This window comes from Methyloglobulus sp. (genome assembly GCF_040079455.1).
Taxonomy (GTDB): Bacteria; Pseudomonadota; Gammaproteobacteria; order Methylococcales; family Methylomonadaceae; genus Methyloglobulus.
Genome location: NZ_JBEBKJ010000042.1, coordinates 17,278 through 30,963, shown reverse-complemented (window position 1 = coordinate 30,963; position 13,686 = coordinate 17,278). Strand labels below are relative to the sequence as shown.

General features: G+C 49.3%; 10 protein-coding genes and 1 pseudogene. All 11 read right to left on the bottom strand.

The genetic code is table 11. From position 1 onward, the window contains the following. Window positions 1-137: 137 nt before the first annotated feature. Window positions 138-1,637 carry an FAD-dependent oxidoreductase gene (locus ABL924_RS10490; protein WP_349027044.1) on the bottom strand — a complete coding sequence of 500 codons (1,500 nt, stop codon included), beginning with the start codon at window positions 1,635-1,637 and terminating at the stop codon, window positions 138-140. Further along, entirely contained in the window at window positions 1,630-2,304 is a 675-nt protein-coding gene (locus ABL924_RS10485) for a TVP38/TMEM64 family protein (RefSeq protein WP_349027043.1), read from the bottom strand. The genes ABL924_RS10490 and ABL924_RS10485 overlap by 8 nt, the downstream gene beginning before the upstream one ends. A gap of 166 nt (window positions 2,305-2,470) precedes the next feature. After that, entirely contained in the window at window positions 2,471-3,022 is a 552-nt protein-coding gene (locus ABL924_RS10480; RefSeq protein WP_349027042.1) for a DUF2058 domain-containing protein, read from the bottom strand. Between the two features lie 460 nt (window positions 3,023-3,482). Beyond that, complete coding sequence (locus tag ABL924_RS10475; RefSeq protein ID WP_349027041.1) at window positions 3,483-5,057, bottom strand: precorrin-8X methylmutase; 1,575 nt, start codon at window positions 5,055-5,057, stop codon at window positions 3,483-3,485. Then, window positions 5,054-5,764 (bottom strand): annotated as a pseudogene (locus ABL924_RS10470) (cobalt-precorrin-7 (C(5))-methyltransferase); the annotation flags it as partial. The pseudogene ABL924_RS10470 and the gene ABL924_RS10475, both read right to left, overlap by 4 nt. A 48-nt stretch (window positions 5,765-5,812) precedes the next feature. Beyond that, window positions 5,813-6,412, bottom strand: coding sequence for a HupE/UreJ family protein (locus ABL924_RS10465; RefSeq protein ID WP_349027040.1), 600 nt, complete (start codon window positions 6,410-6,412; stop codon window positions 5,813-5,815). 50 nt (window positions 6,413-6,462) lie between these two features. Beyond that, a complete protein-coding gene (locus tag ABL924_RS10460) occupies window positions 6,463-8,391 on the bottom strand; it encodes a magnesium chelatase subunit D family protein (protein ID WP_349027039.1) in 1,929 nt (642 codons plus the stop codon). Then, window positions 8,369-12,406: a cobaltochelatase subunit CobN gene (locus ABL924_RS10455; protein WP_349027038.1), complete on the bottom strand. Its 4,038-nt coding sequence runs from the start codon at window positions 12,404-12,406 to the stop codon at window positions 8,369-8,371. Before ABL924_RS10455 ends, ABL924_RS10460 begins: the two co-directional genes overlap by 23 nt. Continuing rightward, the gene (locus ABL924_RS10450) at window positions 12,399-12,710 is read right to left on the bottom strand and encodes an NAD(P)H-dependent oxidoreductase subunit E (RefSeq protein ID WP_349027037.1); all 312 of its coding nucleotides are present in this window, start codon (window positions 12,708-12,710) and stop codon (window positions 12,399-12,401) included. Before ABL924_RS10450 ends, ABL924_RS10455 begins: the two co-directional genes overlap by 8 nt. Beyond that, complete coding sequence (locus tag ABL924_RS10445) at window positions 12,710-13,477, bottom strand: CbtA family protein (protein ID WP_349027036.1); 768 nt, start codon at window positions 13,475-13,477, stop codon at window positions 12,710-12,712. Before ABL924_RS10445 ends, ABL924_RS10450 begins: the two co-directional genes overlap by 1 nt. Continuing rightward, on the bottom strand, window positions 13,440-13,637 hold the full coding sequence (locus ABL924_RS10440; protein ID WP_349027035.1) for a CbtB domain-containing protein: 198 nt from the start codon (window positions 13,635-13,637) through the stop codon (window positions 13,440-13,442). The genes ABL924_RS10445 and ABL924_RS10440 overlap by 38 nt, the downstream gene beginning before the upstream one ends. Window positions 13,638-13,686: the final 49 nt, after the last annotated feature.

The following is a 13,686-nucleotide window of genomic DNA, read 5'->3' as shown; positions in this document are numbered from 1 at the left end:
TGGTCGTTTCGTTTGAATGTTATTCATATTCATGGTCACCTCTAATGACATTATAAATCTGCCTCTAGAAGTGTCCTGTTTAATTAAACCATTTCAATGCGGAGGGAGAGGTTTTTTTTAGAGATTCGCCTGACATATCATCGGCGCCAAGCATGGTAACGCCTAACCCATTCCAGCAAGTTCTGCGGTGCATGGTTGCGTTTCCAAACCCCTGCAACGTATTTGTTGGCTTCCGCCAGCGTTGGATAAATGTGAATCGTCCCCAGCACTTTATTCAATCCCAGATTATGCTTCATTGCTAACACAAATTCAGCTATCAAATCACCGGCATGGTCTCCAACGATGGTCACGCCTAAAATTTTGTCTTTACCCAGTTTGGTCAATACTTTAACAAAGCCATGCGCTTCGCTATCTGCAATTGCCCGGTCTAGCTCATCCAGGTGATAAGTGCTGACTTCATACGCGATGCCTTGCTCTTTCGCTTCTTGTTCATTCAAGCCGACCCGCGCCACTTCAGGATCGACGAAGGTTGACCAGGGAATTACCGAATAATCGGTACGGAATTTTTTGAACTGCCCAAACAAGGCGTTTACCGCCGCATACCAGGCTTGGTGCGCGGCGGTATGGGTGAATTGATAAGAGCCTGTAACGTCGCCACAGGCAAAAATATTCGAGTAATTGGTTTCCTGAAAATCATTAACAGCAATAGTTTTGCGGGGTGATAAGGTGATGCCCATTTCCTCAATCCCATAGCCTGTCAGATTAGCCGCACGACCGATGGCCAATAAAACTTGATCGAAGCCAATACGCACTTCTTGGCCTGTATGTTCAGCGATTAAGAGTTTTTCGCCGTTTTCAACGACAAACCGATTGGCTTTATGTTCAAGCAAAACCTGAATGCCTTCCTGTTGGAATTTAGCCAGTACCAGTGCTGAAACGTCCACATCTTCACGAATCATCAACCTGGGCAATAGCTCCACCTGCGTCACTTGACAACCCAAGCGCGCAAATGCCTGAGCTAGCTCACACCCAATCGGGCCGCCGCCTAATACCAGTAGCCGTTTAGGTTGATCACGAAGGCCCCAAACGGTATCCGAGGTCAGATAAGCTACGTCCGCCAAACCAGGAATAGGAGGTACAAAAGGCTTGGCACCAGCGGCAATGACGATACTACGTGTGGTAATAACGCGTGTTGTCTCGTTATTTGTGATTTCTACTGCCCAAGGCGAAATGATTTTTGCCGTGCCGATAATAACGTCTACGCCTAACTCCGTGTAACGCTCAATGGAATCGTGTGGCGCAACGGTTTTGACTATGTTTTGTACACGCTCCATCACCTCGGCAAAATCGAACTCAACGGTTGCAGATTTGATGCCAAACTCTTTGGAACGACTGATGTGTGATAAAAATTTGGCGGAACGAATAAGCGCTTTCGACGGCACACAACCGGTATTTAAACAATCGCCACCCATCAAATGTTTTTCGACTAAAGTCACTTTGGCTTTAACAGCGGCAGCGATATAAGCCGTCACTAAACCGCCTGAACCCGCGCCGATCACCACCAGATTGTTGTCAAACTTTTTAGGCTTAAGCCAATTGCCATCTGGTTTGGCTAACACTGTATACTGCTCAGTCACGGGGAAAGTTCTCGACAAATTTCTTGGCAATCAAGGGGAATACGCCCAATAAGGCAAACGAGCCGACTAAGGCGGGTGACAAAATATCGGATAAGTTGGTAATTTTAGCCAGTTGCATACCGGCATTAACATACACCAATGTACCCGCCAACATGCCTAATTGACTCACCCAATAAAAAGTGCTTGTTTTTAGGGTAGTCAAGCCCATCAAGAGATTGATTAGGAAAAACGGAAAGAGTGGCACTAGACGTAAGGTAAATAAATAATATGCACCATCGCGGGCAATACCATCATTAATACTAATAAGTCGGTCACCGAACTTTGCTTGAATGCTGTCTTTAAACAAAAAGCGTGCTGCTAGAAAAGCCAGGGTTGCACCGATACTGGAAACGAAGGAGACAATTATCGTACCCCAGAACAAACCAAATACTGCACCGCCAGCTAGGGTTAAAATGGTTGCGCCCGGCAGTGATAAGGCGGTTATGGCGATATAAATTAGTCCATAAACAACAATAGCTAAGATTGCATGTTCGGTACGAAAAGCCGCAACATTGGCCTGTTGCGCTTTGAGCATGTCCAGCGACAGATAATGGTGTCCGCCGAAGTAAAAAAAAGCAGCTATTGCAATCGCAATAACGCCCAATAACAGTATACGGGAGCTGTTCATTATAATTGTCCCATCGTCAGCATATAGTGTTACTTAACGATACCATACATCTGATGCGTCGACACTTTTCCGCATTCCTTTGGGAGAGAGAATTATAGGCTTCTTATGCACGAGGTCTGAAATGGCCACATAATCACTCCATGAAACTTTAAGTCGCTCCTCCTCGCTACCACATCAAGTCATCAGGCACCTGATAATCGGCATAAAGGTCTTCCTGGTTTTCAGCTAAAGGCATGGATTCGTTAAACACAATAATGCCAGCACCATCTCGCAGTTTGATTTTTGCGACGACTTCAGCAGAGACAATTTCATATTGCTTGCCTAACCTGACAATTGCTAAATGACCTCGGGTAAGCTGTTCACGTACAGTTTTGGAAACATACAGCACTTTTACCTTGTTACCATCCGTAAAGTGATAAGCTAGACTAGCTTCACCATTATCTTTGGGTAAACGGTTTTGCTCAATTAACTGCTTAACCTGAGCACCGATTTGCTTGCGTTCTTCGTCCTGTTTTCGAAGTTGGTTTAGTTCCCGATCTCTTGCCTCTTGTTCAAGCCGAATTTTTTGGGCTTGTTCTTTAACTGCATCAATAGTCGTTGTTTTATTGTGCTGCTGTTGTTTAGCTTGCTTATGCTTTTCAGATTTTACAGTTCTTGCCTGTCCAGAACCGATCAAACCGGATTTTAATAATTGTTCTTGTAATGACAATTTTGCCATATTCGTTACTCCACGAAACCGTAAACTGCATTTTACAGTCCATGTTGTAAAGGTCAAAAAATAAAGCGCCATACTGAAGGGGAGACTCTAAAAATCCCCTCTCCCTTTGGGAGAAGGAGTTTTTTGAATTTTTAGAGATCCCCTGAAGTTGTAAGTCAGTAAATCCAGCCTATTTTCCAAGTAATACCAATCCCAATAAGTTCACATATTATCCCTTCTCCGGTGGGAGAAGGTTAGGATGAGGGGATTCAAATAACAACTTATTGGGATTGGTATAATCGTCATCAGGATAAAATGACGGAATGTCTGAGAATTGCCTGTTTTAGTGCCGCGCAGCCTGAACCCAAAACGCAGAGTAGAGAAAGTGTTCTTGACGCGTACTCCAATCGCATTAAGATTGGCCTTCACTATTTTTTTTCGTTCCTACGCGCTACGTGAAACCGTGGTAAGTCTATGAGATTTACGCTGTTGGGGCGCTGGCAAGCTGATTCACCGCATCAATCATCAAACCATTAACGACACTGGCTGCCCAAGGTGAACCGCCGCGTGTGCCGCTGTTGGTGATGCGTGGCACTTGTAAGCAGCGTTTTAAATCATCCTTCGCTTCACAAGTCCCCACAAAACCCACCGGCAAGCCAATCACCAATTGGGGTCGCCAGCCGTGTTCACGGATCAAGCGTGTCGCTTCCATTATCGCGGTAGGTGCATCACCGATAGACAGCACGATATCGTTGCCAAACTTTTCCCACGCACGGCGTATGCCTGCCGCAGAACGGGTGATGCCTTGCGTGGCTGCCATCAAAAAGCTTTCATTATCATGTACGCCGCACCAGGTTTCGATGCCCAGTTGTTCCAGTAACGCACGCTTTAATCCCGTTTGTACCATCGTCACATCGGTGACAATGAGCTTGCAGCGCAATAAAGCGCGTATGCCGGTTTCAACTGCACCCGCCGAAAAATAGATGTCGTCAACCGTGTTAAAGTCGCCGCTGGTATGCACCAAGCGTTGCAGAATAGTCAAATGTGCGACGGGAAAGCTTGACCAGTCACGTCCGGCAGCAATAATGCGGAAACTTTCGGCTTCAATCGGGTGCGGTTCGTAGGCCGCGAAGTCTGGCGTAGCTTCGATAGGTGTAGCAGTTTTTTCCAACAAGCCGCGTACCTTAAGATGATGGGCGCGTTGCGGTTCGCCCACTTGCGCTTCAAAACCGACAATCTGCACGCGGTATTTGCATAGCGCACAATTCATATCGGCACGACCTTCTACCGCTTCTTGCGCCCGTGCAATCAGCACATCGGCAACGTAAGGGTGTACGCCTAAATAACCCGCCTTCAACATTTCCAAAGTGGGTTCGCGTTCTTGTATTGCGTCGGTGGCGGCGTAAATGCGCTTAACCAGTACGCCATCAAACAGAAAAAACGGCACGACAATTAACCGCGCATAACCCAATTGTGTGGCGGCACGTAACCCATCGGCAACCAACGGCTTGGCAGTGCCGGAGTAACACACGAACGCCGTACCAAAGCCCATGCCTTCTTCCAGCATCCGCGCGAATTTGGCGACCTCACCGTTAGCATCGGGGTCTGTTGTACCGCGTCCGACCAGCACCAAACAGGTGTCATCACGGCGAACGGTATTAGGCGATTGCGCTTCAGCGGCGATGATGCGCTCTTGCATCACTTGCAGCAACAACGGATGCAAACCCAACGGCGCGCCAAAATGAAAGTCGATGTCTGGATGAGACTTGGCAAAGCCAAGCAACTCACTGGGCATGTCGTTTTTGGCATGGCTGGCCGCCAACAAGACAGTCGGCACCATCACCACTTGCTGTGCGCCAGCATTCAGTTGCGCTTGAATGGCTTGGTCTATGGTCGGGCTGGCAAATTCCAGATAGCCGTGGGTGACAAGCTGCTGCGGTGCGCGTTGTTTAACTAACGCAACTAGTTGTTCAAATTCTTGTACGCCGTCGGGGTCTCGGCTGCCATGTCCTGCAACGACAATCCCGAACGGTTTTTTGATTCCTACATACATCATGGTGCTTCTATCTGGCTGGACATGGGGCTTAAGGTGCGGATTAGCATAATGCACATGTCGCTGAATTCTTGCGTCGTGCAATCAGCCAACGTGCCGTGCCATTCGGCTTCGATCCTCGTCAAATTTTCCCACACTTCAGTAGGATGCTCGGCGGGTATGCCGTTGTCTAACAAATAGGCGGCGATATGCCGTGGCATAAAGGAACGTTCTGCATCCCACGGACAAGGAATTACGATGGCATTACGCTGGTCTTGCAGTACATGCACGAGATGTCGTTTAAACGGTTCAAGATCACCGCGACAGTGCAGGGTAATAAACGTGGTTTCATCGAAACACACCTTGGCACGCGAGGCGAGTATTTGGGCGGACGAAATGCCCGGCAGCGTTTCCACCGGATGTCCACACGCCCGTTCAACCCGCTCCAGATATTGAAAGCCGCTGAAATGAATATCGCCCATAAACACCACCACACAGCGTTTCCCTGCGTGATGCGCTGCCGCTACGGTCGCCAATTGCGCGGTTTGATCGCGATAATTCATCAACACGGTTTCTGCGGTAGCTGGAATCAGGCTTTGCACGACGTTGACTACGGCATCGAAGCCAGCCACTACGTCAGCATTGCAGATGAGTTCTGCGCCGCGTTGGGTTAAATAGCCTATATCGCCGGGGCCAGCACCTATGCAGATGATCATGATTGACCTTTGGTCGTTGGCTTTACGTTGTTGAGCATGGCTTTATGTTCAGACGCTAGAAAGTTAGTGGTTAAAGTGTTGCTTAGGCAGGAAGCGTATGATGCTATACAAGAAAGACGGGCGCGAGGCAGGGCGTAACTGAATGTATTGCGTAATTTTGGCGCTCAACCAGCCTGTGCTAATACCCAAGCCATGTAAAACAGCCGTGCTTAATAAAAAGCCAACGACATAGCCAAACTGATCAGCACCCCTTGCGATTTCCGCCGCATGGACATAGCCGTGGAATATGGCAAAACCAGCCACTAAACCCGTCGCTAAAATGGCCGATAGGCGTGGATTAAAAACCAGAATCAAGCCAAACACCACAACCGACAAGCTGACCCAGGTTTCTGCAAAACTCAGGGTAAAACCTGCAAAATGCAAGCCTGCGCCTGCCAGCATCAGTATTAAAAAAACTAAGGGCAGTTGCCATGCCAGCTTGCCAGCCAATAAATACCCCCATAAGCCAATGGTAAACATCACCAAAAGATGATCAAAGCCTTGCCAAGGGTGCATCATACCGGCGATAAAATCATGCGTTGCGCCAATGCCAGTATGGGCTAATGCTGGGGTCGTAAAGCCAAATAGTGCAGCGGTTAACACGGTGTTTTTGAATGTTTTCATAAATAGCTCACTGTTTAGGTGTTGAATCAGTTTGTATGTAACGATGTTTATCAAGCAGGTTTAAGGCAGCCACGTGTCGTCAAGACTAAATTTTCCGCTGATAGCTCTTCCAGCGTTAAGCAGTCTGCGTTCAGCACCTGTGCCAGTTGCCGTGCTCTGCCTAAGCGTAAATAGCCGGTTTCGGTATCCAGCACTAACGCAGGAATACGTTGATCTGCCAGCAGTTGTGCAAACCGAAGTGATTGTTGCCAAGGGTCGCTGTCATCATCTAAGCTCACATTGGCTTTGCCGTCAGTCAGCAAAACCAGCAAAGGCGGCATTTCGTGCGCTTGTTTCAGTGTTTCTAACGCTAACGCCAAGGCGTGCGGCAACGGTGTTCTACCACCCGTGGGTAGTTCGCGCAATTGCTGTTCGGCAAGATCAACGCTACGGGTTGGCGGCAACAATACCTGTGCCGATTCGCCTCGAAATGAGATGACGGCGACTTGATCGCGTTGCTGGTAGGCATCGGTCAACAAGGTTAACACCGCACCTTTGACGGCTTCCATACGCCGTTGTGCAGCCATAGAGCCAGAGGCATCGACGACGAATAAAATCAAATTGGCCGTTTTACCGCTGCGGATTTGTTGATGCAAGTCGTTTTTGGTGACTTTAAAGTCGCTGGCATCGCGCAAAGCCGCACTGCGTAAGGTGGCAGAAACCGCAAGGCTGCTGGGATTTTGCTCTGGCACGGCGTGTATAACACGACCACGCGGCGCATCTATTGCCGTGTTGCGCTTACCGACAGCAGCGTGTTTACTTTGGCTGCTATTGACGACAATGCGTGGTGCGTTACCTGTGGCAACGGCGGCGAATACCTGCGGTTCTTCTGCTGCATCAGTTTCCGATTGTGGCTCGTCATCGTTCTGATCGGTATTCGACTCTGCGCTCGCTTCATTCGGTGGCTGAAATGCTTGTTGCATCAATTCATCGAGACGTTCTTTGTCTAAGCCAGACTGTTCAAAGGGTTTGCGTCTACGGCGATGTGGCAAAGCCAGCTCTGCTGCACCGCGAATGTCATCAGGCGTTACCTGTAATCGCCCCGCCAATGCTGCAATAGCGCGGGCGGCTTTGTAGATCACGATGTCAGCACGTAGGCTGGTGACTTCAAACTCACAACATAAATGACTGATCAGCTCCAACAAGCTATCGTCTAAGGTGACTTTGGACAATAACAGTTGCGCCGTGACCAGTTGCCCACGTAACGTATCTTGTTGCTGCTGCCAGCTATCGGCATAGCTTAGCGTATCAGCTTCATAAGCGATACGGCGGCGCACAACTTCGGCGCGGGTGGTTTTGTCGCGCGGTGCGGTGACTTCGACCATCAAACCAAAGCGATCTAGCAACTGCGGCCGCAAATCCCCTTCTTCCAGGTTCATTGTACCAATCAAGGTAAAACGTGCGGGATGTGTTATCGATAAACCTTCGCGCTGTACCGAATTGATACCCATTGCGGACGTATCCAGCAACACATCCACCAAATGATCGGGCAGTAGATTAACCTCGTCGATATAAAGAATGCCACGGTGTGCGGCAGCCAGTAAGCCCGGCTGAAACACCCGTTTAGCGCCTTTGAGGGCTTGTTCTAAATCCAGTGTACCAATCACGCGGTCTTCAGTTGCACCCAGCGGCAAGGTAATAAACGGCACAGAGGCGAGATGCGCTAATGCCGTGGTGTCATTACAAATACCGCAGTGTTCAGAGGGCGCATGGGGCATACAGACAAAAGCACACCCCGTCACCCGTTCGATGAGTGGCAGTATGTCCGCCAAAGCACGCGCGGCGGTGCTTTTTGCTGTGCCTTTATCACCACGTATCAATACGCCGCCGATGGACGGGTCAACGGCACACAACATCAGCGCAAGTTTGGTGGGGGCTTGTTCAACAATGGCAGAAAACGGAAATGTCATGATGCTCTCACGCAAGGCGCGGGGTTTCACCGCGTGCTTCCAGCAAGGTTTCACTCTGCAAATAAATGGCTTGCAGCGCATCTAAGGTTTGTTGCTGCGGCTCTGCCCACATGCCACGACTGGCGGCTTCTAACAAACGCTCGGCAATGGCATTTTGTGCCCACGGATTGGCTTCTTCCAAAAACCGTTGCATGTCGGCATCCATCGCATAGGTTTGGGCGACTTGCTCGTACATCCAATCATCCATGACTTGCGCTGTGGCATCGTAGCCGAACAAATAATCGACAGTCGCGGTCAGCTCCAAGCCGCCTTTATAACCATGCCTTTGGATACTCGCCAGCCACTTTGGATTTACTACACGCGACCGGAACACGCGCAATGTTTCTTCTTTTAAGTCGCGCACCTGAGCGTGGGCGGGATCGTGGCTGTCGCCGAAATAATGCCGTGGCTGTTGGCCTGTTAAGGCGCGAATGGTGGCGATCATGCCGCCGTGAAATTGTAGATAATCATCGCTATCAAAAATGTCGTGTTCGCGGTTATCTTGGTTATGCAGGGCGACTTGCACACCGGATAAACGGGTGCGAAATGCCTCACGCTCATCTTTGCCCTGTTCGCCCCGCGCGTAAGCATAGCCGCCCCAGTTGATGTAACTTTCGGCAAAATCGGCATCGGTTTGCCAGTTTTTTTCTTGAATCAGCGGCAAAATGCCAGCGCCGTAACTGCCTGGTTTCGCACCGAAAATGCGATAAGCAGCACGTTGATTTGCATCTTGTTCTGATAAACCTGTGCCGATCAACTCGCCCAGTTCAGCCAGATAGTGTTTGCGGACAAAGTTTTCTGATGGCAGTTCGTCCAGTGCAATCACCGCATGAACAGCATCGTCGATAAGGTCAATCAATTGCGGGAACGCATCACGGAAAAAGCCGCTAATGCGCGTAGTGACATCAATACGGGGGCGTTTGAGTTCGCTTAGTAGAATGACTTCAACGCCAATCAACTGCCGATTTTCAGGTCGCCAAACCGGACGCACACCCAGCAGTGCCAATATTTGCGCGACATCATCGCCGTGGGTACGCATGGCACTAGTCCCCCAAATGCTGATGGCTATGCTCTCAGGGTAAGTGCCGGTTTCGCGTTGATAACGGCTTAGCACTTCATTTGCGAGTTGTTGTCCTACTCGCCATGCCGATTGCGACGGTACGCTACGTGGATCGACTGAATAAAAATTGCGACCGGTTGGCAAGATGTGCGCCATGCCGCGTGTCGGTGAACCGCTAGGGCCTGCGGGGATATAGCCACCCGATAAGCCGCTTAATAGATTATCAATCTCATCTGAGGCACGGGCAAGATTGGGGACTAACTGCTGGCAGGCAAAGTCCAGCACTTGGCGAATTGCGCTGAAGTCGTTGGTGCAATTGCTCAATAGTTCTTTTAAAACAGTGTCGATTGAGCTTGCGTTAAAACTGTGTTGCTGCAACGCGCTAAACAAGGTTCGACTAAATGCTTCAATAGCTTCCATTGCATCGGCATTAGTAAAAATGGCGCGTCCGGCAAGCTGTTCAAGCGCATTGCAAGGCTGTTCCAAACGACGACCAGTATGTGCCAGCAGGGTATTCAGGTCTAAATCAAACAGCTTCGCGAGTTCCTCCTGTAATCCTGGAATGGCTTGGTTCGGCAAGCGTGTCAGTGACACCAGCATATCCACTAGCTGGGTATGGTCAGGTGCTTGCCCTAAAATATGCAAGCCATCGCGGATTTGTGCCGCACCCAATTCGCACAGATAACCATCCAAATCTTCGATCAAATGGGCAATGTCAGAGCCAGCCATTTTAGTTAAAACAGCAGGCAGCTTGTCGTGGTCATGATGCTCATGCGTATGCGTATGTGCTTGTTTTAATACTGGCTTAAGAATGCCTTTTCCGCTTTGGGCGGGCTTAAACAGCGTGGGTTTCAAACTGCTGGTTATGACGGCAGGTGCGTGTATATGGCTATGGTCGTGGTGATGTTCATGCCCTTCATTTGCATGGTCGTGATCGTGGTCATGATGCAATAACCGCGCCTGCAAATCAGCATCCAGATTAGTCTGTTTAACCAGCTCCCAAATTTGCTGCTGCAACAGCGGCAGTTTAGCCGGATCAAGTATTTCTACTTGATAATATTCATCCACCAGTTGTGTCAGTTGCGCCAATGCGCCGTAGGTGTCGGCGGTGGTCATCGGTGGCGTGAGATGATCCACCACAACCCCATGGGCGCGGCGTTTGGCTTGTGCGCCTTCGCCGGGATCATTGATAATAAACGGGTAAAATAACGGTAAATCAGCCAATAGCGCATCAGGAAAACACTGTTCCGACAGCCCCACGCCTTTACCCGGCAACCATTCCAGCGTACCGTGTTTACCGACATGCACAATCGCATCGGCGTGCCATTCATCTTTTAGCCAGCGATAGAGTGCATAGTAATGATGCGTCGGTGGCAAATCGGGCTGGTGGTAAATGGCATCAGGATCCATGCCATAACCACGCGGTGGCTGTAACACTACGATGGCGTTACCCAATTCCAGTCCCGCCAGCGCCAGTTGCCCGTCATGCAGATAGGCTTCACCTGGCGGCGTACCCCATTGTGCAGTCATTTTCGCTTGCATTTCAACAGGCAAATCAGCAAACCATTCCGCATATTGTGGCGTAGAAACGCGCCCGACCGCATTGGCCAATTGTTCGCTGGTGAGATAGGTATTATCGTAAGCACAGCGATCTATCAATTCATGGATCAATGCCGTGCCGTTATCGGGTAGATTTTCTAAGTGATAACCATCTGCTTGCATGGCACTTAGGATGTACATTAGTGAAGCAGGCGCATCCAGCCCTACCGCATTGCCGATTTGTGAGGCTTTGCTGTTGGAATTGGTGAATACAAAAGCAATGCGTTTATCGGCATTATTAAGGTGTTTAAGTCGTGCAAAGCGAGCTCCGATACCGGCAATTCGGGTGACGCGATCCGGTATGGGATCGTATTCAATCAATTCATTTGGTAACCCGTTGGCACTGGCTTTAAACGACATCGGTACGGTAATAATACGTCCGTCAAATTCCGGTAAGACCACGTTCATAGCAGCATCGAGCGGATTAAGGCCGCGAGTGGATAAACGCCACTGTGCTTCGGTCATACCGCTGGTAATGGCTTGTAACACGGGGACATTAAGCTGTTCCAGCACCGATACCGACCAACCGGCAGGCGTTGTGCCACCCGCAGTAATCTCGCCCATTGCAAATGCAGTGGTATTGATCAACACGTCGATATGCGTGCCTTGCGTGCCGCTGAAATAGCGCAATGCTGTCGGTAAATTGTTCTCAGCACCGCCACCAGCGCGTAAAGAGGCAGTAAACACTGGCAACACATTGAGGGCGCGTTTCTCCAAGGCGTTGATGAGCGCATCAACAAAGCGAGTGTTGCCGCTCAGCCAATGGGAGCGGTAGAAAACGATGCCGATGCTGGATTGTTCCGCTTTGCGGATATTTAACCAGTCGTTGATGTCGGCATTTTGGGGTAAATCGGGATGATAAATACCGTGTTCGGGCAAGGCGATGGCAGGTTCATAGCCTAAGCCAGTCAACAAAAAATGATCGGACAAATAGCGCAGCAATTGCGCCATATTGATACTGCCACCGGCTTGAAAATAAGTGAGTACCTGATGCAGTACATCCACCGAGACGGTTGATGCAGCGACTAACTCAGGATCAGGTTCGCCCGTGCCGCTGATAATAATTAAGTGCTGTCCATTGTTTTGCACTTGTTTGAGCAATTCTGGAAAGCCGAGTACGCTACCTAACCCGCCTAAAACCCGTAATACAATTATCCGCGCTGAAGCCAGTTGCTCAATGAGCAGTGTGGGTTTTTGCGCTTCGTTTTCCAGTGTCTGTAAGTTAATGCCAATAACCTGTGTGAAATCTTCCGACAGTTGTGTTACTGCGCTGTGTAAAACGGTTAAATCATTGGCGGTGTGGGTCAGTAAGGCAATGGATGCGTTCATCGCTTTATGCTCAGACATCGCCGATGCCTAAGCGATGAATAATATGCTCGCTCACTTCATTGTTATTTTGCAGATGTTCTTCGACGATACGTTCAAGCGTTGGTTCATCGACATTGCCATACCACACGCCTTCGGGATAGACCACCAATATCGGACCATTCTTGCACACGGCAAAACAGTTAGAGCGGGTGCGTTTCACTTTTAGGTCAGGGCGGCTGTCGATTTTTTCACCCAGTTTTAGGAACATGGCTTCGCTATGTTTGCCATCTTGCGTACAGCGCGTACCGGTACACATCAGTACGTGTTTGTCGTGGGTTCGCATTATGGTTTAAATGCCTGATGTTTACTTAGGAATAAGCCCATTAATCCACCCAAAGCCAACCAAAACACCGCATTAGCCAGGGTAGTCGCCATGATAAATGATTGCACTAACTCAGCGGGTGCAGTGCTGCTATGGACTTCTGGTTGCGGAGCGCGAATCAAAAAATGCGGCGATAGCAGTAATATCAAGCCCAATACTTTATTAGATTTGGTTTTAGAAAAAGCGATCAGCCACAATCCGAAAGCGGTATCAAAAACTGCCATCAGCCACCAAAGCTGGCGATCTTTGAGGGCAGCGGCTTCTGTACCCGGCACTTCTGGAGGCAAACCCAGCGAGGGTGCGACAAAAAAAACCGTGTATCCCGCTAGGCCCCACAACAGCCCGTTACGCCAATGGCTGATACCGCCGCGCAAATTACTGGCAGCACCCATTAGCAACGCAAAACCAACCGCTAAACTAATATTAGCGACTGCCGTATAAGCGGTGCGCTCCCAACCATTTTGGGGTTGCCATGTTTCATCTTCATGTTGATGCGTTTGCATGACACCACTGTCAGAATGCGTATGAGTTGGGAGTGTGGCTGCCCGTTCTTCATAAACTTCCGCTTGCAGTAATGTTGGAATAACCTGAATATTTTGTACAGCGGTCAATAACAAACCTGCCCAGAGTCCCGACCATAGTGCCGAAACCACCATCAGCCTGAAATGAGACAGGTTAAACGCGTTCATATCAATGGCATGGAAAACTGGCGGAATGGCGACCGTCATGTGCCGCGTTGTGCAATTGAATGGTTTCCGCAAAACCTGCGCCATACAAAAGGATTAAACCTAATACAGCGGAAAGTAGGCTAGGTAAAATCCTGTCTTTTAGGGCAGTTGAACGGGATTGCACAACGACGCTATGGTTTAATAAGGGTGCTGAAGACATGTTTTTCTCCTGTGAAAACAACAATAAGAAAATAACACTAGCCTGTTGA